A 21414-nucleotide genomic window follows, 5' to 3' on the forward strand; every position below is an offset into this window, starting at 1 on the left:
CCCTTCTCCCACACCAAGGGAAGGGATCAAGCGCTTAGGCGGCTTTTGCCGTGGCCGCCGGATAGGTCCAGCCGGCGCCGTCGGCCTTGGCCGCGGCGAACTGGGTGTCGGCGAAGCGCCAGTTGGCCAGCCTGTCGAACCAGGCCTTCAGGAAGCCCTCGCGGTCGTTCTTGTGGTCGAGATAGTAGGCGTGCTCCCAGAGGTCGCAGACCAGCAGCGCGGTCCCGCCCAGCTCCAGGGCGGTCGCGCCGTCGTGAGTAGTCTCGACCGAGAGCTTGCCGCCCTTGGCGATCAGCCAAACCCAACCGGAGCCGAAGTGGCCGTTCCCCTCGGCCACGAACTTGGCCTTCAGCGCCTCCAGTCCGCCGAAGTCGGCGTCGATGGCGGCGGCGAGGTCGCCGCCGGGCGCCTGGCCGCCGGGAGTCATGGATTCCCAGAACAGGGCATGGTTCCAGGCCTGCCCGGCGTTGTTGATCAGCTTCTTCTGGCCTTCGGCCACCGCCTTGCGGACGACGTCCTCCAGGGCGCCGACCGCGGCGTCGCCGAGGATCTCGTTGGTCACGTTGACATAGCGGGCGTGGTGCTTGTCGTGGTGGGTGCGCATGGTGGTCTCGGAGAGCACCGGCTGGAGGGCGTCGTAAGCGTAAGGCAGGTCGGGGAGGGAGAACATGGAACGGGATCCTTGCAAGCATGACGAACAGACGGTCCGCCGCGCGGAACGCTGCGGGCCGATGGGGCGCATATAGGGGCGTTAAGCGACAGTCGATGCCGCAAAGCCAATAATTTCCTGGCCTGGCGCGCCCGGCGCCTCGATTCCCAACGTTTCGGCGGAAGGGGTGTTCCGGCGGTCAGCCGCCCGCTTCGCTCATCGCCTGGCGCAGAGCGGTGATCTCGCGCTGCAGGCGGATGACGTCCTCCACTTTCATGCCCGACTGCTCGAACAGGCAGGCGGGGATGGTCCTGGCCTGCTCCTTCAGCGCCCGGCCCTGGTCGGTCAGGCTGATGCGCACCTGGCGCTCGTCGGCGGGATCGCGGCGGCGGGCCACCAGGCCCTGGGACTCCATCCGCTTCAAGAGCGGGGTCAGGGTGCTGGACTCCAGGGTCAGCTTGTCGCCGAGTTCGCCCACGGTCTGGCCATCCTCCTCCCACAGGGCGACCATCACCAGGAATTGAGGATAGGTCAGCCCCAGGGGCTCCAGCAGCGGCTTGTACAGCCGGTTGAAGGCGTGGCCCGCCGCATAGATGGCGAAACAGAGGAAGTCGCCCAGCTTCAGGTGATCGTCGTCGGAGGATTCTGCACGGGCCATGGTCTTCTCCAGCGCTCGTCCCGGCGAAGGCGGGGACGCGCACACATGAGGGGTCTCGCTTCCATGACAGATATATATCGCACGCGATTTAATCGCAATCGCTTGACAGTCGCCAGCGGCGGCTCATATAAGCGCCACACGATTTAATCGTGTGCGATTTAACTCAACCAAGGAGACCGACCATGTCCGTCAACGTGCTCTACAAGACCTCCGCCCGCGCCATCGGCGGCCGCGATGGCCGCTCGGCCACCCTGGACGGCTCGCTGGACGTCAAGCTGACCACGCCCAAGGAACTGGGCGGCCCGGGCGGCGAAGGCAACAACCCCGAACAGCTGTTCGCGGCCGGCTACGCCGCCTGCTTCATCGGGGCGATGAAGTTCGTAGCCTCCCAGGGCGGACCCAAGGTTCCGGCGGACGCCACGGTGACCGCGACCGTCGGCATCGGCCCGCGCGCGGAAGGCGGCTTCGGCCTGACCGTGGGGCTCGAAGTCTCCCTGCCGGGCGTCGAGCGCGCCGCCGCCGAGGCCCTGGTCGCCAAGGCCCACGAGGTCTGCCCCTATTCCAACGCGACACGCGGCAATATCGACGTGCAGCTGACGGTGGCTTGAGGTCCCTCTACGGTCGCTCGTCCGCCGCCCGCGGGTTGCGCGTGGCGGCGGCGACGCGGCCCAGCCGGTTCCTGTCGGTGTGATGGAACACCTGGTCCTGGCCCTCGATCTTCAGCACGGTGTCCTGTTCATAGGACCAGGTCCCGTCGTCGTGGATCTGCACCGCGACGGTCCAGGCCAGGGTGCGATAGGCCTTGTCGAGGAACGGGTTGGACAGAATGCCGAACTGGGGCGAGCCCAACTCGGCCTTGAGCTCGAAGCGCCTGGCGTCGGGCGCGGCGAAGCCGCCGGCCATGGCCACCTGCCCCCGCGGAATGGCCAGGGTCTGGATCACCGCCCCGGTCGCCGGCTCCCATAGCCAGTAGCCCACCTGGTCGTGAAACGCCTTCTCCTCGTCCAGCCGGCGGATGAAGGTGCGGTAGCGCAGGCCGTAATAGAGCTGAGGCCCGTTGGTCTGGGGATCGATCGGCTGCAGCTCGTAGCGCTCGCGATAGGGTTCGCTCAGCGGTCCGTCCGCCTCGGGATGCAGGTCGACGCCCTTGGTCCCCTCCCAGATCCCGGCCATGGGCCCCAGCGGGCCGAGATTGGCCAGGGTCTCGGGGTCGATCGGATCGGGCTCGAGGAAGATGTCGTCGCCGTAGGTCTTCAGGTCCATCGGATCGCTCTTGGGTCACGCCAGGCGGAGAGGCACCTCTAACCCGCCCGGCGACGCCTGTCTGCCCGCGACGCACGGCCTTGAAGGCTGTACAGTGCCGCCCGCCAGGCCTTGACCAAAAGGGGGGCGAGCATGAGCCGGATCTTCGGGCCTGTGCGGCAGAACGGCTACGTCGTGGGTGATCTGCATACGGCCGTGCGGCGCTGGACCAGCGTCCTGGGCGTCGGCCCGTTCTTCGTGTTCGACAGCGTCAAGATCGAGGACTTCCGCTATCACGGCGCCCCGTCGCGGCCTGACATGAGTATCGCCCTGGCCTGCTCCGGCGGCCTGCAGATCCAGCTGATCCAGCAGCACAACGACGCCCCCTCCCTCGCCCGCGACTTCCGCGCCGCCCATGGCGAAGGCTTGCAGCACCTGACCGCCTGGACCCTCGATTTCGAAGCCGACCTCGCCCGCCTGACCGACCTCGGCTATGGCGTGATCCAGCAGGGGCGGCTGGGCGCCAACCGCTTCGTCTATTTCGACACCGCCGGGGAAGACTGCGCCGGGGCCATGGAGCTCTACGACGTCAGCAACGGCATAGCCGGCTTCTTCGACAAGATCAGGAAGACCGCCGAGCGCTGGGACGGGTCCGACCCGGTGCGGCTGATGAGCTGAGGCCGCCTTCAGTTCACCCCGACGACGGCGCTCATCAGGGGTCCGATCTCCTCGTGCAGCACCAGGGTCGCATAGCCGTCCTGCTCGGTGGGCTCCCGATTGACGATGACCAGCGCTGCGCCGTTGCGGCGGGCCATGAGCGGAAAGCCGGCGGCAGGATAGACCACCAGGGACGAGCCCAGCACCAGGAACAGGTCGCAGGCCAGGGCCTCTTCCTCGGCCCGCGCCATGGCCGCCTCCGGCATCGGCTGGCCGAAGGAGACCACCGCGGTCTTGACCAGGCCGCTGCAGGACCGGCAGGCGGGAATCTCGCCGCGTTCGAGGAACGGGCCCTTCAGGTCCGCCAGCTCGTGCCTCAGGCCGCAGTCCAGGCAGGCGGCGTAGCTGGCGTTGCCATGCAGCTCGATCACCTGGTGGGCCGGCACGCCGGCGTCCTGGTGCAGGTTGTCGACATTCTGGGTGATCACGGCGCTGCACTTGCCCTCGGCCGCCAGTTTGGCGACGGCGCGGTGGCCGGCGTTGGGCTCGGCCCCGACCCAGCCGGCGACGCCGGAAAAGGCGCGGGTCCAGGCCTCGCGCCGCTTGTCCTCGCTGGCGACGAACTCCTGGAAATAGATCGGCTTCATCCGGCTCCAGACCCCGCCGGGGCTCCTGAAGTCGGGAATGCCGGATTCGGTGGAGACGCCGGCGCCGGTGAACACCACCATGCGCCGAGAGGCGTGGATCAGTTCGGCCAGAGCGCGTTGCGCAGAAGTGGACACCGGTTCTGCGCTCACAACGCGCTCAATCTTTTGAATTTACAGCATAATGAGGCCGGGCGATCTCGCCCGGCCTCATTATGCTGTAGGCGGTCGCGGGCGGACATGCTTTGGGGCTCTTCAAATCAGGGCCCCGACAGTCTGCCCAAGGCGTCATTGCGAGGCCAGATAGTTCAGCACGCGAAACAGGCGCAGGGCGAAGGTGCGGGCGAGCATCGGGGCGTGCTCGGACAGGGCGACCTTGCGGGCCAGGCTGCGGAACAGGGGCTTGAACGGAAGATTGGAGAGCAGCTTGGCGGCCTTGTAGGCCGGATAGTCCTTAACCAAGTCCGGATGGTCGGCCAGGATCTTCTGGAAGTTGGCGCCGGACGCGGCGTACTTGTCCAAAAGCGTCGAGACCGGGTCCAGGCCCATATGGCTGACGGTGTTGTCGATATGCACGATCGGCCAGCGCTCGGCGACCCGCATGCCCCATTCCTGGTCTTCCCAGCCCCAGGCGCGATAGTCGGGATTGAACGGGGTGTCGGCCATCACGTCGCGCCGCACCAGGATGTTGGCGCCATAGACGAACCGCCAAGGGGTGACCTGGCGCACAGGCGCCGGCATGCAGTCCAGCATGATCGCCATGGCCCGATGCAGGTCGTAGCGCGGCTCCTGCGAGGCCTGGATCAGCGAAAATCCGCCGATCACCAGCGGCGGGTCGCCGGCCTCGATCATCTCGGCATAGGCCAGGAGGAAGTCGGCGCGATCGGGGATGGTGTCGGCGTCGAGAAACAGCAGGTGCCGGCCGCGGGCGAACTGGGCCAGGCGATTGCGGGCGGCTGCGCGGCCCTCGTTGGCCGAGAGCCGGACGAAGGCGGCGGGAATACCCAGGGCCTTGACCTGGTCGGCGACCTCGCGGGCCAGGACTTCGTCGCCGGTGCCGTCGTCCAGGGCCACGATCTCCACCCGGCCCGGCAGCACCGCGGCCTGGGCCTCGATCGCCTTCATCAGGCGGGTCGGGTCGTCGCGCAGGAAGGGCGTCAGGACCGACAGGGTCGGCTGGGCGTCGGTCCAGGCGGCGTTGGTGACCAGGGTGACGTCGGTTTGGCGGGCGGCTTCGATATCGTTCGCGGCGCGCTTGCGCGGCGCAACGGAGGCGACCTCGCGCTTGGCGCTGATGACCCATGCGCCGCGCGCGCCTACGCCGTCGGTCTGATGACTGCCGGCCGGTATCCGCGTCGCCAAACCCATCTCGATCCCCGAACTTCGCTGCTCAAGCCACGTCCCGAAAAGGGCTTGCGATGCGGAAAACCGTTCCGATATCGCCCACCCGAATCTGGTGAACTGACGTGACAGCAACAACGGCGCCAAACTTGGCCACGCCGGAATGAACTGCGCCTGAACAAAGGTTTTGCCGAGGGCGTCCCGGACAGGCCTGCGCCCGACCCGCAGCCCCCTCGCGGCGCTCAACTAAATCTGTTTCACTTGATTCCAACCTGGATTTGAAGCTCCAGGCCACGCGGCTTATCCGCGCAGACTCATTGACGCTCACGTACGAAATTTTTTCCGAGGGATTCCAAGAGAATGGATAGACACTTGCCGCAGCCGACGCCGGAGACCCGGCATTTCTGGGAGGGCTGCAAGGCCGGCGAGCTCCGCCTTCAGCGCTGCACGGCCTGCAGACAGGCCTATTTCCCGCCGCGTCCCTTCTGCCCGGCCTGCGCCTCGCGCGAGGTCGAGGTGTTTCCCGCCAGCGGAAAGGCCAGTCTCTACAGCTACGTGATCAACCATCGCCCGCGCCCCGATATGGGTAGCGAGCCTCATTCCATCGCCGTGGTGACCCTGGAGGAGGGGCCTCGGATGATGACCAACATCGTCGGCTGTCCCCAGACGCCAGAGGCCCTGGCGCTGGACATGCCGCTGGAGGTGACCTTCCAGAGCTTCAGCGACGAGATCTCGCTGCCCTTCTTCCAGCCAGCGAAGGGCTGAGCGTCATGAAGCAGAAATCCGTGGCCGTGGTCGGCGCCGCCGAGACCACCAAGATGGGCAAGATTCCCGACGTGTCGGTAATCGGCCTGCACGCCGACGCCGCGCTGAACGCCCTGGCCGACGCCGGCCTGAAGCCCTCGGACATCGACGGCGTCGCCACCGCCGGCGAAAGCCCGGTGGCCATCGCGCAGTATCTCGGCATCACCCCGACCTGGGTCGACGGCACCGCCGTCGGCGGCTGCTCGTTCATGCTGCACGTGCGCCACGCCGCGGCGGCGATCAACGAGGGCCTTTGCAAGACCGTGCTGATCACCCACGGCGAATCCGGCCGCTCGCGGGTCGGCGCCGGGGGCTGGGGCCGCTCGCCGACCAGCTGGAGCGGTCAGTTCGAGGTCCCCTTCGGCGTCACCTCGCCGCCGACCATGTTCACCATCCCGGCGCTTCGCTACATGAAGACCTACGGCGTCACCGAGGAACAGGTGGCGATGGTCTCTGTGATCCAGCGCGAATGGGCGGCCAGGAACCCGCGCGCCAGCTTCAAGGACCCGATCACGGTCGAAGACGTGCTGAACTCGCCGATGATCGCCTGGCCGTTCCGCATGCTGATGTGCTGCCTGGTCACCGACGGCGGCGGGGCCCTGATCCTGACCAGCGCCGAGCGGGCCAAGGACTTCCCGCAGAAGCCGGTCTATATCCTGGGGACCGGCGAGAGCGTCGAGACCCAGATCGTCAGCCAGATGGAGGACTTCACAACCTCCAAGGCCTTCCGCGTCTCCGGCAGGAAGGCCTTCGCCGAGGCTGGGATCAGCCACGCCGACGTCGATCACCTGATGATCTACGACGCCTTCGCCCACCTGCCGATCTATGGCCTGGAGGATCTGGGCTTCTGCGAACGGGGCGAAGGCGCGCACTTCATCGGCGCGCGCAACACCGCGCCGGGTGGGAAGTTGCCCCTGAACACCAATGGCGGCGGCCTCTCCTACATGCACTCGGGCATGTACGGCATGTACGCCCTGCAGGAGAGCGTCAGGCAGATGCGCGGTATCGCCCCGGCCCAGGTCCCGGGGGCGAAGATCTCGGTCTGCCACGGCGTCGGCGGCATGTTCGCCGCGTCGGGGACGGTGATCTTCTCGAACGAGCCCGCTTGACCGCCCGTTAAGCGGACTCCCGCTAGGCTCGGGCCATGACCGAAGCCCGCGCCCTGATCCAGGCCCTGGACGCCCCCGCCGCCCTGATCGGGGGCGACGGGGCGGTGCTGGCCGCCAACGCCGCCTTCGAGGCGGCGGCGGTCCAGCCGGGCTGGATTGTCAGCCTCGTCCCCGGCGAGCGGCGCGAGACCCTGGATCCCAGCGGCCGGCTGATCGCCTGGAAGCTGACACTGCTGCCGGAGGGGGCGCGGCTCCTGACCGGCCGCTGGGCCCAGGCGGCGGTGGAGGCGCGGGAGAACTACCTGGCCTCGCTAAGTCACGAGTTCCGCACGCCCCTGAACGGGGTCCTGGGCATGGCCGGCCTTCTGGCCGAGACCAAGCTGGCGGCGGATCAGCGGGCTTATCTCGCATCGCTGCACGAGTGCGGCGAGCACCTTTTGGGCCTGGTCAACGATGTGCTCGACCTGGCGCGGATGGACGCCGGCGGGCTGACCCTGCACCCCGCTCCGCTCGACCTGACCCGCCTGCTGCAGGGCGTGGCCGAGCTGCTCAGCCCCAAGGCCCACGCCAAGGGCCTCGAGATCGGCTGGACCGCGCCGGCGGGCGCGCCGCAGATCCTGGCCGACGAGGGGCGCCTCAGGCAAATCCTGTTCAACCTCGCCGGCAACGCCATCAAGTTCACCGAGGCCGGCGGCGCCCTGCTCTCGGTGGAGGTCGAACCGTTGGGAGAGGGCAGCGCGCGCGTGCGCCTGATGGTCACCGACACCGGCCCCGGGGTCGCCGAGGCCGAGCGGGAGAAGATCTTCGAAGCCTTCGTCCAGGCCGACGTCCATACCGGCCGCAGCGACAGCACCGGCCTCGGCCTCGCCATCGTCCGCCGCCTGACCGCCGCCCACGGCGGTCGGGTCGGGCTGGACAGCCCGCCGGACGGCGGGGCCCGCTTCTGGTTCGAGGCAGAGTTTCCCATCGTCGAGGCCGGCGGCGAGGCGCGCCCCCTGGCCGGCCACAGCGTCGCCGTGGTCTCGCCCAACCCGATCGTGCGCGAGGCCGCCGCGGCCCAGGTTCGCGCCGCCGGCGGCGAGGCGCTCTGCCTCGAGGCTGCATGCAACGCGCCGCTGCCGGCCGGCGCCGTCGTCCTGATCGACCATGCCCTGGCTGAGGGGCGACGGCGGCCGCGGCCCGTGGCGGGCCATCCCAGCCTGATCCTGATCCCGCCCGAGGCGCGAGCCGAGATCCCCCGCTATCGCGCAGCCGGCTTCGGCGGCTACCTGATCAAGCCCCTGCGCGCCGTCTCCCTGGTCGAGCGGGTGCTGGCGGTGGCCGGTGACGTCGCCGACCTCCCCTCGGCGCATGACGAACGGGCCGAGCAGGTCACCGGCGTGCGGGTCCTGCTGGCCGAGGACAATCCGATCAACGCCCTCCTGGCTCGCTCGCTCTTGGAGCGGGAAGGCTGCAGCGTCTCGCGCGTGGCCACCGGCGCCGAGGCGGTGGAGGCGGGGGCCAGCGGGATGTTCGACCTGATCCTGATGGATCTCAGAATGCCAGGCATGGGGGGGCGCGAGGCGACGCGGACCTTGCGCGAGCGCGGCTGCCGCACCCCGATCCTGGCCCTGACCGCCGACGCCTTCGAAGAAGACCGCCGCGACTGCCTGGCCGCCGGCATGGACGACTTCCTGACCAAGCCCCTGGAACAATCCGTCCTGCGGGGCGCCTTGCGCCGCTGGACCCGCGCCGGCTGGACGCGGCCGGCGACGCAGGCGAAGCTCGCGTCCTGATTTGGCGGCGGGTCCGCCGCCGCTAGGGTAGCTGGATGTCGGTGGACAACGAGGCGACGCCGGCGGGCGGCAAGCGGGGCGTCGCCGGCGCGCTCGCCCTGTTCCTGGACCGCCGGATCGCGGTGATGCTGGCCCTGGGCTTCGCCTCGGGCCTGCCCAATCTTCTGATCTTCGACACCCTCTCGGCCTGGCTGAGGGAGAGCGGCCTGTCGCTCGAGGTGATATCCTTCTTCAGCCTCGCGACGCTGGCCTATTCCTTCAAGTTCCTTTGGGCCCCGGTGGTCGATCGCACGGCGATCCCAGGCCTGACCGCCTGGCTGGGCCATAGGCGCTCGTGGATGCTGGTCGCCCAGATCGCCGTCACCTGCGGGCTGCTCCTGGTCGCGCGGGGCGACCCGAAAACGGGGCTCGGCGCGGTGGCGCTGTTCGCCGTCTTCACCGGCTTCGCCTCGGCGACCCAGGACATCGTCGTCGACGCCTGGCGCATCGAGGCCTCCGAGAGCGACCGGCAAGGGGCCATGGCCGCCGCCTATCAGTGGGGCTATCGCATCGCCATCATCGTCGCCGGCGCCGTGCCGCTGGTGCTGGCCGATCACTATGGCTGGAACCTGTCCTACGGCCTGATGGCCGGACTGATGGGGCTGGGCATGCTGGCCGTACTCTGCGCGCCCAGGGAGCTCAGCCGCATCATCCGCCCGCTGCCGCATGCCGACATGGCGGCGTCCCCGGTTTGGGAGGGAATGGAATGGCTGGCGCGGCTGGGCCTGCTGTCCCTGGGCGCCCTGCTGCTCGGATCAGGCCTCGGGGCCAATGGCGAGGTGCTGGCCGGCGCCGTTCGCGCGCTTGGCCTGACGGCGGCCGCCGCCTGGCTGCAGGCCGCATGGGTGGCCAAGCCGGACGGGGTGTGGCTGCAACTCCTGGGCGTCCTGCTCGGCGGCGCGGTGATCGTCGTGGCGGCCTGTCCCCTGCCCCGCCTGCGCACCCGGCCCGGCGTCTATCTCTCCTCCGCGTTCGGCGAGCCGCTGGGCGATTTTTTCGGCCGCTTCGGCAACACGGCCGTGCTGATCCTGGCCCTGATTTGCGTCTATCGCCTGTCGGACTTCGTGCTCAACATCATGACCCCGTTCTATCTCGACCTAGGCTTCTCCAAGACTCAGGTCGCCGAGGCGCGCAAGGTCTTCGGCGTGGCCATGTCGATGGTCGGCGTGTTCGCCGGCGGCTTTTCCGTGGCGCGCCTGGGGGTGATGCGCTCGATGGTCATCGGGGCCTTCGCCCTGCCGATCACCAACACCATCTTCGCCTGGCTGGCGACACAGGGGCCGGATTTCCCGAGCCTGCTGGCCGCGATCGGCATCGACAACGTGGTCTCTGGCTTCGCCGGGACCTGCCTGATCGCCTACATGTCCAGCCTGACCAGCGCCGGCTTCACAGCCACGCAATATGCGCTGTTTTCCTCGCTCTATTCGCTGCCCGGCAAGCTGGTGGCCTCGCAATCGGGCCGTATCGTCGAGGCGGCGGCGCGTGCGGCCGACAGCGGAGGGCCGCTCGGCGCCCTGCGGGGCCTGTTCTCCCATGCGCCGGGAGCGTTCACCGGCGCCATGGCGAAGTCGCATGTTTCTCCCGCCGCTCTGGGCGCCGGCTATGTGGTGTTCTTCTTCTATGCGGGGCTCGTCGGCGTGCTGTCCATGGTGCTGGCCGTCTGGGTGGCCCGGCGTTCAAGTCCGGCTAAGCCGTCGAAACCGGCGCCGCGCGACACCACGGCGTAAGGTCAGCCTCGGCGCCGATCAGCGAAAGGCCCGCGGCGATGGATTCCAGCTCCGCGCCGCTGTCCAGCTTCTCCGCCCCGAAGCGGTCTTCGAACATGCGCCTGACCGCCGGCACAAAGGATGAGCCGCCGGTCAGGAACACATGATCCACGCCGTCGGGCGTCAGGTTCGCGCCGGCCAGGGCCTCGTCGACGGCGCCCGCGATCGCCGCCAGCTCCTTGCCGATCCAGCCTTCGAACTCGGACCGGCGCACATCCTTTTCGATCGACACCTCGCCCGCATGGAAGACGAACCTCGCCGCCTCCTCGGCCGACAGCGCCTCCTTCAGGTGCGAGACCGACTGGTAGAGCGGATAGCCGTATTCGCCGTCCAGGACCTCGACCAGCTTCTTCAGCTTGTCCGGCTCCAGCGCCGTCCTGACCAGGCCGCGGATGCCGCGCATGTCGCGCGAGGCGCGCAGCAGGGCCAGCTGGTCCCAGCGGGCGAAGGCGGCGTAGTAGCGGATCGGGATCGGCAGGATGTTGTCGTAGTCGCGATAGCTGGTTCCTTTGCCCAGCTCGGGCGAGACCAGCTGGTCGATGATCCGGTAATCGAAGGCGTCGCCGGCCAGACCCACGCCCGACTGGGCCAGCGGGATCGAGTCCAGCCGCCCGGCGCTGCGCTCGAAGCGGATGATCGAGAAGTCGCTGGTGCCGCCGCCGAAGTCGGCCACCAGCACGGTGGCGTCCCGGGTCAGGCGCTTGGCGAAGAAGAAGGCGGCCGCCACCGGCTCGTAGGCGTAGAGGATCTCTGAAAAGCCGAGCCGCCGGAACGCGGTCTCATAGCGGCTCAAGGCCAGGTCGGCGTCCGGATTGGCGCCCACGAACCGCACCGGCCGGCCGACGATGAGCCGCGGCGGCAGCTCAGCCAAGGCTGCGTCGGCGTGCTTCCTCAGCTGCAGCAGGAAGGCCGACAGCATGTCCTCGAACCTGTAGCGGCGGCCGAAGATGGTGGTCTCGGAGAACAGGCTCGAGGCGGCATAGCTCTTGAACGACTGGATGAAACGGGTCTCGCCCGGATCGTCCAGATAGGCGTCGATCGCCCACGGCCCGGCCTCGATCCGCCGCCCCCCGCCGTGGTCGTGCTCGCTGTGGAAAGCCAGCGCGGAACGGAAGGGGGCGCGGCCTTCGCCCAGGCCGTCGAACCGCACCAGATCGGCCTCGCCCGTAGGCGCGAGCAGGGAGACCACCGTATTGGTGGTGCCGAAATCGACGCCGATCACGGGACGGGCGGACATGGCGAAGCCTGCTTTTGGAAGGGCGCGGTGTTTGCGCGCCTTCCGCCTTCAGGTCAAGAGGCCAGATAGGGCTTCAACGCCATCCAGGCGGCAAGCTTGCCCTCAAACGAGACCCGTGCATGAGCCGGGCTGCTCGAGGGCAGGTCGATCAAGGCGAGGCCATCTGGCTGCCCCAGTTCCTTGCGGCCGATGGCGGCGGCCTTCGCGCCATTGAAGGCGACTGCGCGCAAAGTCGGGAGCGAGGCGACGAGGTCCGCCAGCGTATTGGCCGCCGCATTGCGGATGGCGCCGTCGAGGCTGCCCCTGCGTTCGGCGATGGCGATCGCGTCCCAAAGGCCCACGTGAGCGCTCAGCAGCTGGGCCAAACGCTCCGCGTAGGCCGCCCCCAGGAGCGGCCGACCGGTCACCGCCTGCATCAACCGCCAGAACTGGTTGCGCGGGTTGGCGTAGTACTGCGCCGCGGCCAGTGACATCTCCCCTGGCAGGCTGCCGAGGACGAGAATGCGCACGCCGGCGTCAACGACCGGCGGGAAAGACGCCTTCAAGCCCTACTCCGTCGGCGCCAGGTTGTAGGCCGCCATGGTGGCCATCTGCAGTATCTTGGACACCGAGGCGGACAGAGGGCAGATCTGCACTGACTTGGACAGGCCCAGGAGGATCGGCCCGATCACCGTCGCGCCGCCCAGGGACTGCACCAACTTGGTCGAGATCGAGGCCGAGTGGATGGCCGGCATGATCAGGATGTTGGCGCTGTCGGTCAGGCGCATGAACGGATAGTTGGCCCTCAGCTCCGGGTTCAGGGCCAGTTCGGGCGGCATCTCGCCTTCGTACTCGAAATCGACCCCCAGCTCGTCCAGGGTCGCCACCGCCTCGCGCACCTTTTCCGACCGCTCGCCCATGGGCTGGCCGAAGGTGGAATAGGACATGAAGGCCACCCGCGGCTTGTGGCCCAGCTTGCGCACGGCGTTGGCCGCCTCGATGGCGATTTCGACGAGGTCGCCCGCCTCAGGCATCTCAGTGACGTTGGTGTCGGCCACGAACAGGGTGTGCCCCTTGGCCATCAGGATCGACATGCCCAGCACCCGGCCGCTGGGCGCGGGATCGATCACCCGCTGCACCTCGTCCAGCACCTGGTCGAAATTTCGGGTCACGCCGGTGACCATGCCGTCCGCATGGCCCATGGCCACCATCGAGGCGGCGAAGCTGTTGCGGTCCTGGTTGATCAGCCGCTGCACGTCGCGCAGCAGATAGCCGTCGCGCTGCAGACGCTTATAGAGGGCGTCCACATAGCCGGGCCCCTGGTGTGACAGGCGGGCGTTGATGATCTCAAGCGGATGATCGTCGGGGCGCAGGCCGACCACCATCATGTTCTCGCGCACCAGCTCTTCGCGGCCCAGAAGGATGGCGTGGCCCAGGCCCTCGGTCTCGAAGGCGTAGGCGGCGCGGATCACGCTGGGCTCCTCGCCCTCGGCGAACACGATGCGCTTCTTGGGTCCGGCCATCACCGCCCCGGAGATCTTCTGCATGAAGCCGGCGGTGGGATCGAGCCGCTGGGCCAGGGAGGCTCTGTAGGCGTCCATGTCGGTGATCGGCCGGCGGGCGACGCCGGTGTCCATCGCGGCCTGGGCCACGAAGGGCGGGATGTAGCTGATCAGGCGCGGGTCGAAGGGCGAGGGGATGATATAGTCCGGCCCGAACTTCAGGGCGTTGCCGGCATAGGCCGCCGCCACCTCGTCCGGCACGTCCTCGCGGGCGAGCTGGGCCAGGGCGTTGGCGCAGGCGATCTTCATCTCGTGATTGACCGTGCGCGCGCGCACGTCCAGCGCCCCGCGGAAGATGTAGGGGAAGCCCAGGACGTTGTTGACCTGGTTCGGATAGTCCGACCGGCCGGTGGCCACGATCACGTCGGGGCGCACGGCGCGCGCCTCCTCCGGGGTGATCTCCGGGTCGGGATTGGCCATGGCGAAGATGATAGGGTTGGGCGCCATCGAGGCGACCATCTCGGTGGTCAGAACGCCCTTGGACGAGAGGCCGATGAAGACGTCGGCGCCGACCATGGCCTCGGCCAGGGTGCGGTGCGGCGTATCGACCGCGTGGGCCGACTTCCACTGGTTCATGCCGTTGGTGCGGCCCTGGTAGATGACCCCGGTGGTGTCGACGGCGATGCAGTTCTCGTGCCGCACCCCCATGGCCTTCATCAGCTCCAGCGAGGCGATCCCCGCCGCGCCGACGCCGCACAGGACCAGCTTCACGTCCTCCAGCCGCTTGCCGTTGATGTGGCAGGCGTTGATCAAGCCGGCGGCGGAGATGATCGCGGTGCCGTGCTGGTCGTCATGGAACACCGGGATGTCTAGGAGCTCCTGCAACTCGGTCTCGATGCGGAAGCACTCGGGGCTCTTGATGTCCTCCAGATTGATACCGCCGAAGGTGGCCCCGATGTTCTTGACCACGGTGATGATCTCGTCCGGGTCCTTGGAGGTGACCTCGATGTCGATGGAATCGACGTCGGCGAAGCGCTTGAAGAGGACCGCCTTGCCTTCCATCACCGGCTTGGAAGCCAGGGCGCCGAGGTCGCCGAGGCCCAGGATGGCGGTGCCGTTGGAGATCACCGCCACCAGATTGCCCTTGGAGGTGTAGTCGTAGGCGGTGTCCGGATCGGCGGCGATGGCGCGCACCGGCACGGCGACGCCCGGCGAATAGGCCAGGCTCAGGTCGCGCTGGGTGGCCATGGGCTTGGTCGGGGTGACCGCCACCTTCCCGGGGGTCGGGTATTTGTGGAAGGCGAGGGCTTCCTCGTCGGTGAAGGTCCGCTTCTCGGTATCGCTCATGCTTCTTCTTTATGCCCCGCGGGTTTCTATCCGCCCCAAACGGCCCCGCGGCTCCTCGTGTCGGCGCACCCTAGAGCCTGAACCGATCAAGCCCAATCGCATTTCTGCATGGGCTTTGCCGACGCTGGGGCAGTCAAGCCGGACGGGCGCAGCCTTGGGGCATTGACCACCAAGCCGCCAAGCCCGACTAAGGGCGAAGGGCGGGCGGGCTCCGTGGAGGACAGAGGCGATGGCGAACCCGGTCAGGATCGGCGTCTCCGGCGCGCTCGGGCGCATGGGTCGGGCCGTGGCCGCGGTGGTGCGGGCCGAGCCGGGCGCGAGCCTCGGCCCGCTGGCCGACCGTCCGGATCGCGCCGGAGAAGCGATCGAGGGGGCCAAGCTCGCCAGCTTCGACGAACTTCTTGCCGGCAGCGACGTGATCGTCGACTTCTCCACCCCGGCGGCGTCCCTGGCCCTGGCGCGAGCGGCGGCCCAGCGCGGCGGCCCGGCCCTGGTCGTGGGCACCACCGGCCTTTCGCCCGAGGAGGTCTCCTGGCTGGACGAGGCCTCCGAGCGCACCGCCATCGTCCGGTCAGGCAACTACTCCCTGGGCCTGAACGTGCTGCTGGGTCTGGTCGAGCAGGCCGCTCGCGCGCTGCAGGCCCGCGACTGGGACATCGAGGTCAGCGAGAGCCACCACCGGCGCAAGGTCGACGCCCCCTCCGGCACCGCCCTGATGCTGGGCGAGGCCGCGGCGCGGGGGCGCGAGGTCAGCCTGGCCCAGGTCGCCATCCGCGCCCGCGACGGGGTCACCGGTCCCCGGCCCGAGGGCGGCATCGGCTTTTCCGTCGTCCGCGGCGGCGGGATCATCGGCGAGCATGCGGTCAGTTTCGCCGCCGAGGAGGAGATTATCACCCTGGCCCACTCGGCCCGCGACCGCGGCCTGTTCGCCCGCGGGGCGGTGGCGGCGGCGCTGTGGGCGGCGGGCCGGCCGCCGGGGCTGTATGACATGATGGACGTGCTCGGCTTTCGGGAGGCCCGATGAGCGACATTCTTTCGCTGGACGCCCTGGGCCAGCTTCAGGCCCTGGTGACCAAGCGGATCAGCGCGGTCGAACTCCTGGAAGCCGCCATCGCCCGGCGCCAGGAGACCAAGGGGTTGAACGCGGTGGTCGCGACGGACCTGACCGCCGCTCGCGAACGCGCCAGAACAGTGGACGAGCGCCGCATAGCCGGCGAGCCCCTGGGCCCCTTCGCCGGCCTGCCCATGACCATCAAGGATACTTTCGACGTCGACGGCCTACCGGCCTCGGCGGGGGTGAAGGCGCTGCTGAACCGCACCGCCCATGACGCCGAGGTGGTGGCCCGGGCGCGCGCCGCGGGGGCCATTCCCTGGGGCAAGACCAACGTGCCGGTGATGGCCGGCGACTGGCAGAGCTACAATGACGTCTATGGGACGACCAACAATCCCTGGGACGTGACCCGCGTCCCCGGCGGCTCCTCCGGCGGGGCGGCGGCGGCGCTGTCGGTGGGGATCACGGCGCTGGAGATTGGCTCGGATATCGGTGGCTCGTTGCGCGTGCCAGCGAATTTCTGCGGGGTCCTGTCGCACAAGCCGACCTGGGGCCTGGTCTCCCAGTCCGGCCATGTGCCGCCGGCGCCGGGCGCCTACGCCGCTCGCGACCTGAACGTGGTCGGGCCCATGGCGCGCTCGGCGCGCGACCTGCGCCTGCTGCTCTCGGTGATCGCACAGGGTCCGATCGCGCCCAAGGCTCAACCTGCGGCGCTGAAGGGGCTGAAGGTCGGCCTGTGGATCGACGAGCCGAGCTTTCCGCTGGACCCCGAAGTCAAGGCGGTGGTTGAGGCCTTCGGCGCCCGCCTGGCGGGCGCCGGCTGCGAGGTCGAGACCATCCGCCCGGTCGACGCCCCGGCCCTGATCACCGCCTATACCACCCTCCTGAGCTCGGTGGTGGCTACCGACCTTCCGACCAAGGTCCAGGCCGACATGCAGCGGCTGCGCGGCATGGCCAAGCTGGCGATGCGCTTCGGCGCCGACCCCATGGGCTGGGCCGGCCAGGTGCTCGCCTATAGCGCCACCCACGCCGAGTGGCTTGCGGCGCACGAGACCCGCGAGCGGCTGGCGGTGCAGGTCAAGGCCACCTTCGACAAGCGCGACGTGATCATCGCCCCGATCTCACCGGTCACCGCCTTTCCGCACGATCACAAGCCGTTCCAGAAGCGCGTGCTGAAGCAGTCCGACGGCAAGACCATCCCCTACGTCTCCATGCTGAACTGGATCGCACTCGCCACCGCGCTGGGCCTGCCCGCCACTGTCCTGCCAGCGGGCTTGGCCAAATCGGGCCGCCCGGTAGGCGTCCAGATCATCGGCCCCCACGGCGGCGACAGCCGCACCCTGGCCGTGGCCGAGGGGATCGAGGAGGCGTTCGGCGGCTATCTGAAGCCGCCGCCGGAGATCGGCGGACGGTAAAACTCCTGCCGTTGCGCGCGGAGCCTTCCCACCGTCGAAACTTAGGTTATCGTCGCTCACCAACGACAAGAACCAGGGAGTGCGGCCATGGCGGACAAGGCCTTTGACGCAGTGATCGTCGGCGCAGGCTTTTCCGGGCTCTACATGCTGCATCGGCTGCGGGGCCTGGGCCTCACCGCCCGGGTGTTCGAGGCCGGCGACGGGGTCGGCGGCACCTGGTACTGGAACCGCTATCCGGGCGCGCGGGTCGATATCGAGAGCCAGGAATATTCCTATTCCTTCTCCCCCGAACTGGAGGACGACTGGGCCTGGACCGAGCGCTACGCCGCCCAGCCGGAGCTGTTGCGTTACGCCAACCACGTCGCCGACCGGTTCGACCTGCGCAAGGACATCCAGTTCGAGACCCGCGTCACCTCGGCGGTGTTCGACGAGGCGGCCAGCCGCTGGACCGTGACCACCGATCGCGGCGAGACCGTCACCGGCCGCTTCTGCATCATGGCCACCGGCTGCCTCTCCAGCGCCAACGATCCGCAGTTCCCGGGGCTGGAGAGTTTCCAGGGGCCGACCTACCACACCGGCCGCTGGCCGCACGAGGGCGTCGATTTCACCGGCAAGCGGGTTGCTGTGATCGGCACCGGCTCCTCCGCCATCCAGTCGATCCCCGAGATCGCCAGGCAGGCCGCCCGCCTCACCGTGTTCCAGCGCACGCCCAACTACAGCGTGCCCGCCCACAACGGCCCGCTCGATCCCAAGTTCGCCGCCGACTGGAAGGCCAACCGGGCCAGGCACAGGGCCGAGCAGCGCGTGTCCTCGGTCGGTTTCATCGCCCACGATCCCAACGACCAGTCGGCGCTGGAGGTCAGCGACGAGGAACGGCAGGCGATCTTCGAGGACCGCTGGCGGCGCGGCGGCTTCAGCCTGGGCGGCGCCTTCAACGACATCGGCGTCAATATGGAGGCCAACCTGACGGCGCAGAAATTCGTCGCCGAAAAGATCCGCGAGATCGTCAAGGATCCGAAGACCGCCGAGGCCCTGGTGCCCAAGACCTATCCGTTCGGGACCAAGCGCCTGTGCATCGACACCGGCTACTACGCCACCTTCAACCGCGACAACGTCGAGCTGGTCGACCTGCGCGAGACGCCGATCGAAGCGATCACGCCCGCGGGCGTGCGCACCAGCGCGAAGGAGTATCCCGCCGACGCCATCGTCTTCGCCATCGGCTTCGACGCCATGACCGGCGCCCTGAACCGCATCGATATCCGCGGGCGCGAGGGCAAGGCGCTGAAGGACGTCTGGGCGGACGGGCCCAAGACCTATCTGGGGCTGATGGTGGCCGGTTTTCCGAACCTCTTCACCATCACCGGCCCGGGCAGCCCGTCTGTTCTGTCCAACATGATCGTCTCGATCGAGCAGCATGTGGACTGGATCACCGACTGCCTGGCCTGGCTGGGCCAGCGCCAGGCCAGCGTGATCGAGGCCACGCCGGAAGCGCAGGAAGCCTGGGTCGCCCACGTCAACGAGGTGGCCGACACGACCCTCTATCCCCTGGCCAACTCCTGGTACATCGGCGCCAACGTGCCGGGCAAACCCCGCGTGTTCATGCCCTATGTCGGCGGGGTCGGGCTCTATCGCGAGCGCTGCGACGCGGTCGCGGCCAACGACTACGAAGGCTTCGAGGTGCGCTCGGCGGCGAGCTGACGAAGCTCAGTTCCCCCCGGTCGAGCCGAAGCCGCCGGCGCCGCGGGTGGTCTCGTCCAGGCTGTCGACCACGGTCCAGCCGGCCTGGGTCACCGGGGCGATCACCATCTGGGCGATGCGGTCGCCGCGGCGGATAGTGAAGTCCTCTTCGCCCAGGTTGATCAGGATCACCTTCACCTCGCCGCGATAGTCGCTGTCGATGGTGCCGGGGGTGTTCAGGCAGGTGACTCCGGCCTTGGCCGCCAGTCCAGAGCGCGGCCGCACCTGGGCCTCGTAGCCCTCCGGGATGGCCATGCAGAGCCCCGTCGGCGCCATCACCCGCGAGCCGGGGCGCAGGACGATCGGCTCGCCCTCGGGCACGGCGGCGCGCAGATCCATGCCGGCGGCGCCCGGGGTCTCGTAGGCCGGCAACGGCAGGCCCTCGGCATGGGGCAGTCGGGTGACGGCGATGGTCGGGGTCATGAGGGGATCTCGCGCGGCTGAGCGTCCGATAGAACCGGATTCTTATATCCGCTCATCCCCGCGAAGGCGGGGATCCAGATTCATCCACAGGATTCGGCCGCAAAGGGCTCAGCCCAGCGCCTCGGCGATCCGCGCCGCGATACGCCCAGCCACCTCGTCCTTGGGCGCTCGCTCCCAGCGCTCGACGTGGTCGCGGGTGATGATCATCACCGCATTGTCCGAGCCGCCCATCACGCCGGGCTCGGAGACGTCGTTGGCGATGATCCAGTCGCAGCCCTTGCGCGCCAGCTTGGCCCGGGCGTGCAGTTCGACGTCGTTGGTCTCGGCCGCAAAGCCGACCACCAGCCTTGGCCGGCCCGGGCCAGCGGCGGAAAGCTCGGCCAGGATATCGGGGTTTTCCACCAGGCGCAGGGTCGGCGGGCCGTCCTTGCCCTTCTTCAGCTTGATCCCGAACACCTCGTCCGGGCGCCAGTCGCTGACCGCGGCGACGCAGACCGCCGCCTCGGCCGGCAGGGCTGCGCGCACGGCCTCCAGCATCTCCTGCGCCGTCTCGACCGAAACCCGGCGCACGCCCGAGGGCGCGTCCAGCGCCGTCGGTCCTGAGACCAGGGTCACCTCGGCCCCCAGCCGCGCCAGGGCGTCCGCGATCGCATAGCCCTGCCGCCCGCTGGAGCGGTTGGTCAGCACCCGCACCGGGTCGATCGGCTCGGCCGTGGGGCCGGCGGTGACGATGATCCGCCGCCCCGCCAGCGGCCGGCCGCCGTCCAGCATCTTCATCGCCGCGGCGAAGATCGCCGCGGGCTCGGCCATGCGCCCCGGCCCGAACTCGCCGCAGGCCATGGCCCCCTCGTCGGGGCCGACGAATCTGACCCCGTCGGCGGCCAGGGTCTTCAGGTTCCTCTGGGTGGCCGGGTGCAGCCACATGCGCACGTTCATCGCCGGGGCCATCAGCACCGGCTTGTCGGTGGCCAGGAGCGTGGTCGCAGCCAGATCGCCGGCGAGGCCGTTCGCGGCCTTGGCCATCAGGTCGGCGGTCGCCGGCGCCACCACGATCAGGTCGGCCGAGCGCGACAGCTCGATATGGCCCATCTCGGCCTCGTCGGTCAGGGAGAACAGGTCCCGATAGACCTTGTCCTCGGCCAGGGCCGACAGCGACAGGGGGGTGACGAATTCGGCGCCCGCGGCGGTCAGGATCGGCCGCACGCCGACCCCCGCCTTGCGGAACAGGCGGGTAAGCTCTAGCGCCTTGTAGGCGGCGATCCCGCCGCCGACGATCAACAGAACCCGTTTGCTGTCCACGCTTTCGCCTCGCGCTCCGCCGCCTCGATCATTATCCGCTGAAAAGGCGCTGGACAAACGCCAAGCTTTTTGTTCTTAGTTTGTTCATACAACCTCCGCAGGAGACGGATGATGGTGAAAGGTAAAGGTCGCGCCGATTGGTCGGCGCTCGCGGCGTCGTGCGCCCTTCTGGTCCTGGCCGCCTGCGACGGCGGGCCGGCCAGCACCCCGGCGCGGGACCACTCGGCCAGCAACGATGGGCGGACGATGAGCGTCGCCTCAAATTCGGCCGCCCGCCCGGCTGCGGCCGGCAGCTATCGCAATGACCCCAACGACCCGCGCAACAAGCCGATCCCGCTCGTCTCGGGCAAGCCGATGTGGGCCGCCAACCGCCAGCACACGGCCGAGGAGAACGCCCAGTACCACTTCGAGCGCGACGGGGCCGACTTCGGCGCCAAGTCGGTCGACGACTATGTGGCCAAGGCCCACGCCTTCATCGACAAGCCGCCCAAGGACGTGCTGACCCTGACCCGCTCCAACGGCGACAGGCTGCTCTATGACCCCAGCGGCAATGTGTTCGTGGTCAGCAACCGCGAGGGCGCGCCGCGCACCATGTTCAAGCCGCGCGACGGCCAGGCCTACTGGGATCAGCAGAAGGAACGCGAGGCCCAGCGGGCGGACCGCTCTGACGGTTCCTCCTATCACCGCTATTCTCGCCGCTCGTCGCGCGGCGGGTCGGAGGACGACCAGGGTTGAGTTTG

At 68.9% G+C, this 21414-nt stretch carries 20 protein-coding genes; 10 read left to right on the forward strand and 10 right to left on the reverse strand.

What is annotated here, in order from left to right; all coding sequences use genetic code 11:
- Positions 1 to 34: 34 nt before the first annotated feature.
- Together KCG34_RS14305 and KCG34_RS14310 are read right to left on the reverse strand one after the other, a co-directional pair.
- Complete coding sequence (locus tag KCG34_RS14305) at positions 35 to 670, reverse strand: superoxide dismutase (protein ID WP_211936322.1); 636 nt, start codon at positions 668 to 670, stop codon at positions 35 to 37.
- Positions 671 to 848: 178 nt separating this feature from the next.
- Entirely contained in the window at positions 849 to 1307 is a 459-nt protein-coding gene (locus KCG34_RS14310; protein WP_211936323.1) for a MarR family winged helix-turn-helix transcriptional regulator, read from the reverse strand.
- Between the two features lie 182 nt (positions 1308 to 1489).
- Here KCG34_RS14310 and KCG34_RS14315 point away from each other — a divergent pair, with 182 nt between their 5' ends.
- Complete coding sequence (locus KCG34_RS14315; RefSeq protein ID WP_211936324.1) at positions 1490 to 1915, forward strand: organic hydroperoxide resistance protein; 426 nt, start codon at positions 1490 to 1492, stop codon at positions 1913 to 1915.
- Positions 1916 to 1922: 7 nt separating this feature from the next.
- Here the strand turns inward: KCG34_RS14315 and KCG34_RS14320 are convergent, their stop codons facing one another.
- Complete coding sequence (locus KCG34_RS14320) at positions 1923 to 2570, reverse strand: FABP family protein (protein WP_211936325.1); 648 nt, start codon at positions 2568 to 2570, stop codon at positions 1923 to 1925.
- Positions 2571 to 2702: 132 nt separating this feature from the next.
- Here KCG34_RS14320 and KCG34_RS14325 point away from each other — a divergent pair, with 132 nt between their 5' ends.
- Positions 2703 to 3227, forward strand: a complete 525-nt coding sequence (locus KCG34_RS14325) for a VOC family protein (RefSeq protein ID WP_211936326.1) — start codon at positions 2703 to 2705, stop codon at positions 3225 to 3227.
- 8 nt (positions 3228 to 3235) lie between these two features.
- Here the strand turns inward: KCG34_RS14325 and KCG34_RS14330 are convergent, their stop codons facing one another.
- Both KCG34_RS14330 and KCG34_RS14335 read right to left on the reverse strand, forming a co-directional pair.
- On the reverse strand, positions 3236 to 4003 hold the full coding sequence (locus KCG34_RS14330; protein ID WP_249138029.1) for an SIR2 family NAD-dependent protein deacylase: 768 nt from the start codon (positions 4001 to 4003) through the stop codon (positions 3236 to 3238).
- Between the two features lie 135 nt (positions 4004 to 4138).
- Positions 4139 to 5218 (reverse strand): glycosyltransferase family 2 protein, encoded by a 1080-nt coding sequence (locus KCG34_RS14335; protein ID WP_211936327.1) that lies wholly within the window; start codon positions 5216 to 5218, stop codon positions 4139 to 4141.
- Between the two features lie 333 nt (positions 5219 to 5551).
- Between KCG34_RS14335 and KCG34_RS14340 the strand changes: the two genes are divergently transcribed.
- From KCG34_RS14340 to KCG34_RS14355, 4 genes are read left to right on the forward strand one after another with little or no spacing between them, the layout of a single operon-like run.
- Entirely contained in the window at positions 5552 to 5956 is a 405-nt protein-coding gene (locus tag KCG34_RS14340; protein WP_211936328.1) for a Zn-ribbon domain-containing OB-fold protein, read from the forward strand.
- 5 nt (positions 5957 to 5961) lie between these two features.
- Complete coding sequence (locus KCG34_RS14345; RefSeq protein ID WP_211936329.1) at positions 5962 to 7104, forward strand: thiolase C-terminal domain-containing protein; 1143 nt, start codon at positions 5962 to 5964, stop codon at positions 7102 to 7104.
- A 35-nt stretch (positions 7105 to 7139) separates the two neighbouring features.
- Complete coding sequence (locus KCG34_RS14350) at positions 7140 to 8879, forward strand: response regulator (RefSeq protein WP_211936330.1); 1740 nt, start codon at positions 7140 to 7142, stop codon at positions 8877 to 8879.
- A gap of 35 nt (positions 8880 to 8914) precedes the next feature.
- Positions 8915 to 10645 carry an AmpG family muropeptide MFS transporter gene (locus KCG34_RS14355; protein ID WP_211936331.1) on the forward strand — a complete coding sequence of 577 codons (1731 nt, stop codon included), beginning with the start codon at positions 8915 to 8917 and terminating at the stop codon, positions 10643 to 10645.
- On the opposite strand, the gene KCG34_RS14360 is transcribed toward KCG34_RS14355, so the two are convergent.
- From KCG34_RS14360 to KCG34_RS14370, 3 genes are read right to left on the reverse strand one after another with little or no spacing between them, the layout of a single operon-like run.
- On the reverse strand, positions 10605 to 11921 hold the full coding sequence (locus KCG34_RS14360) for an Hsp70 family protein (protein WP_211936332.1): 1317 nt from the start codon (positions 11919 to 11921) through the stop codon (positions 10605 to 10607). The two genes, KCG34_RS14355 and KCG34_RS14360, sit on opposite strands and share 41 nt — an antisense overlap.
- Before the next feature lie 53 nt (positions 11922 to 11974).
- Entirely contained in the window at positions 11975 to 12466 is a 492-nt protein-coding gene (locus KCG34_RS14365) for a DNA-deoxyinosine glycosylase (RefSeq protein ID WP_211936333.1), read from the reverse strand.
- A gap of 3 nt (positions 12467 to 12469) precedes the next feature.
- Positions 12470 to 14749, reverse strand: a complete 2280-nt coding sequence (locus KCG34_RS14370; protein ID WP_211936334.1) for an NADP-dependent malic enzyme — start codon at positions 14747 to 14749, stop codon at positions 12470 to 12472.
- Between the two features lie 229 nt (positions 14750 to 14978).
- On the opposite strand from KCG34_RS14370, the gene dapB reads away from it, so the two are divergent.
- The 3 genes from dapB (at position 14979) to KCG34_RS14385 (ending at position 18913) form a co-directional block, all read left to right on the forward strand.
- A complete protein-coding gene (gene dapB, locus KCG34_RS14375) occupies positions 14979 to 15773 on the forward strand; it encodes a 4-hydroxy-tetrahydrodipicolinate reductase (RefSeq protein ID WP_211936335.1) in 795 nt (264 codons plus the stop codon).
- Entirely contained in the window at positions 15770 to 17215 is a 1446-nt protein-coding gene (locus KCG34_RS14380; protein WP_211936336.1) for an amidase family protein, read from the forward strand. The genes dapB and KCG34_RS14380 overlap by 4 nt, the downstream gene beginning before the upstream one ends.
- An 87-nt stretch (positions 17216 to 17302) precedes the next feature.
- On the forward strand, positions 17303 to 18913 hold the full coding sequence (locus tag KCG34_RS14385; RefSeq protein WP_211936337.1) for a flavin-containing monooxygenase: 1611 nt from the start codon (positions 17303 to 17305) through the stop codon (positions 18911 to 18913).
- A gap of 6 nt (positions 18914 to 18919) precedes the next feature.
- On the opposite strand, the gene dut is transcribed toward KCG34_RS14385, so the two are convergent.
- Together dut and coaBC are read right to left on the reverse strand one after the other, a co-directional pair.
- A complete protein-coding gene (dut, locus tag KCG34_RS14390; RefSeq protein ID WP_211936338.1) occupies positions 18920 to 19375 on the reverse strand; it encodes a dUTP diphosphatase in 456 nt (151 codons plus the stop codon).
- A 108-nt stretch (positions 19376 to 19483) separates the two neighbouring features.
- A complete protein-coding gene (gene coaBC, locus KCG34_RS14395) occupies positions 19484 to 20674 on the reverse strand; it encodes a bifunctional phosphopantothenoylcysteine decarboxylase/phosphopantothenate--cysteine ligase CoaBC (protein ID WP_211936339.1) in 1191 nt (396 codons plus the stop codon).
- Positions 20675 to 20785: 111 nt separating this feature from the next.
- Here coaBC and KCG34_RS14400 point away from each other — a divergent pair, with 111 nt between their 5' ends.
- On the forward strand, positions 20786 to 21409 hold the full coding sequence (locus tag KCG34_RS14400; protein ID WP_211936340.1) for a hypothetical protein: 624 nt from the start codon (positions 20786 to 20788) through the stop codon (positions 21407 to 21409).
- Positions 21410 to 21414: the final 5 nt, after the last annotated feature.

The organism is Phenylobacterium montanum (genome assembly GCF_018135625.1).
GTDB lineage: Bacteria > Pseudomonadota > Alphaproteobacteria > Caulobacterales > Caulobacteraceae > Poindextera > Poindextera montana.

Excerpts from the sequence above, each read along its gene's own strand:
- KCG34_RS14305 (WP_211936322.1), bottom strand. The coding sequence starts at position 670 with ATGTTCTCCCTCCCCGACCTGCCTTACGCTTACGACGCCCTCCAGCCG.
- KCG34_RS14310 (WP_211936323.1), bottom strand. The coding sequence starts at position 1,307 with ATGGCCCGTGCAGAATCCTCCGACGACGATCACCTGAAGCTGGGCGAC.
- KCG34_RS14315 (WP_211936324.1), top strand. The coding sequence starts at position 1,490 with ATGTCCGTCAACGTGCTCTACAAGACCTCCGCCCGCGCCATCGGCGGC.
- KCG34_RS14320 (WP_211936325.1), bottom strand. The coding sequence starts at position 2,570 with ATGGACCTGAAGACCTACGGCGACGACATCTTCCTCGAGCCCGATCCG.
- KCG34_RS14325 (WP_211936326.1), top strand. The coding sequence starts at position 2,703 with ATGAGCCGGATCTTCGGGCCTGTGCGGCAGAACGGCTACGTCGTGGGT.
- KCG34_RS14335 (WP_211936327.1), bottom strand. The coding sequence starts at position 5,218 with ATGGGTTTGGCGACGCGGATACCGGCCGGCAGTCATCAGACCGACGGC.
- KCG34_RS14340 (WP_211936328.1), top strand. The coding sequence starts at position 5,552 with ATGGATAGACACTTGCCGCAGCCGACGCCGGAGACCCGGCATTTCTGG.
- KCG34_RS14345 (WP_211936329.1), top strand. The coding sequence starts at position 5,962 with ATGAAGCAGAAATCCGTGGCCGTGGTCGGCGCCGCCGAGACCACCAAG.
- KCG34_RS14350 (WP_211936330.1), top strand. The coding sequence starts at position 7,140 with ATGACCGAAGCCCGCGCCCTGATCCAGGCCCTGGACGCCCCCGCCGCC.
- KCG34_RS14355 (WP_211936331.1), top strand. The coding sequence starts at position 8,915 with ATGTCGGTGGACAACGAGGCGACGCCGGCGGGCGGCAAGCGGGGCGTC.
- KCG34_RS14360 (WP_211936332.1), bottom strand. The coding sequence starts at position 11,921 with ATGTCCGCCCGTCCCGTGATCGGCGTCGATTTCGGCACCACCAATACG.
- KCG34_RS14370 (WP_211936334.1), bottom strand. The coding sequence starts at position 14,749 with ATGAGCGATACCGAGAAGCGGACCTTCACCGACGAGGAAGCCCTCGCC.
- dapB (WP_211936335.1), top strand. The coding sequence starts at position 14,979 with ATGGCGAACCCGGTCAGGATCGGCGTCTCCGGCGCGCTCGGGCGCATG.
- KCG34_RS14380 (WP_211936336.1), top strand. The coding sequence starts at position 15,770 with ATGAGCGACATTCTTTCGCTGGACGCCCTGGGCCAGCTTCAGGCCCTG.
- KCG34_RS14385 (WP_211936337.1), top strand. The coding sequence starts at position 17,303 with ATGGCGGACAAGGCCTTTGACGCAGTGATCGTCGGCGCAGGCTTTTCC.
- dut (WP_211936338.1), bottom strand. The coding sequence starts at position 19,375 with ATGACCCCGACCATCGCCGTCACCCGACTGCCCCATGCCGAGGGCCTG.
- KCG34_RS14400 (WP_211936340.1), top strand. The coding sequence starts at position 20,786 with ATGGTGAAAGGTAAAGGTCGCGCCGATTGGTCGGCGCTCGCGGCGTCG.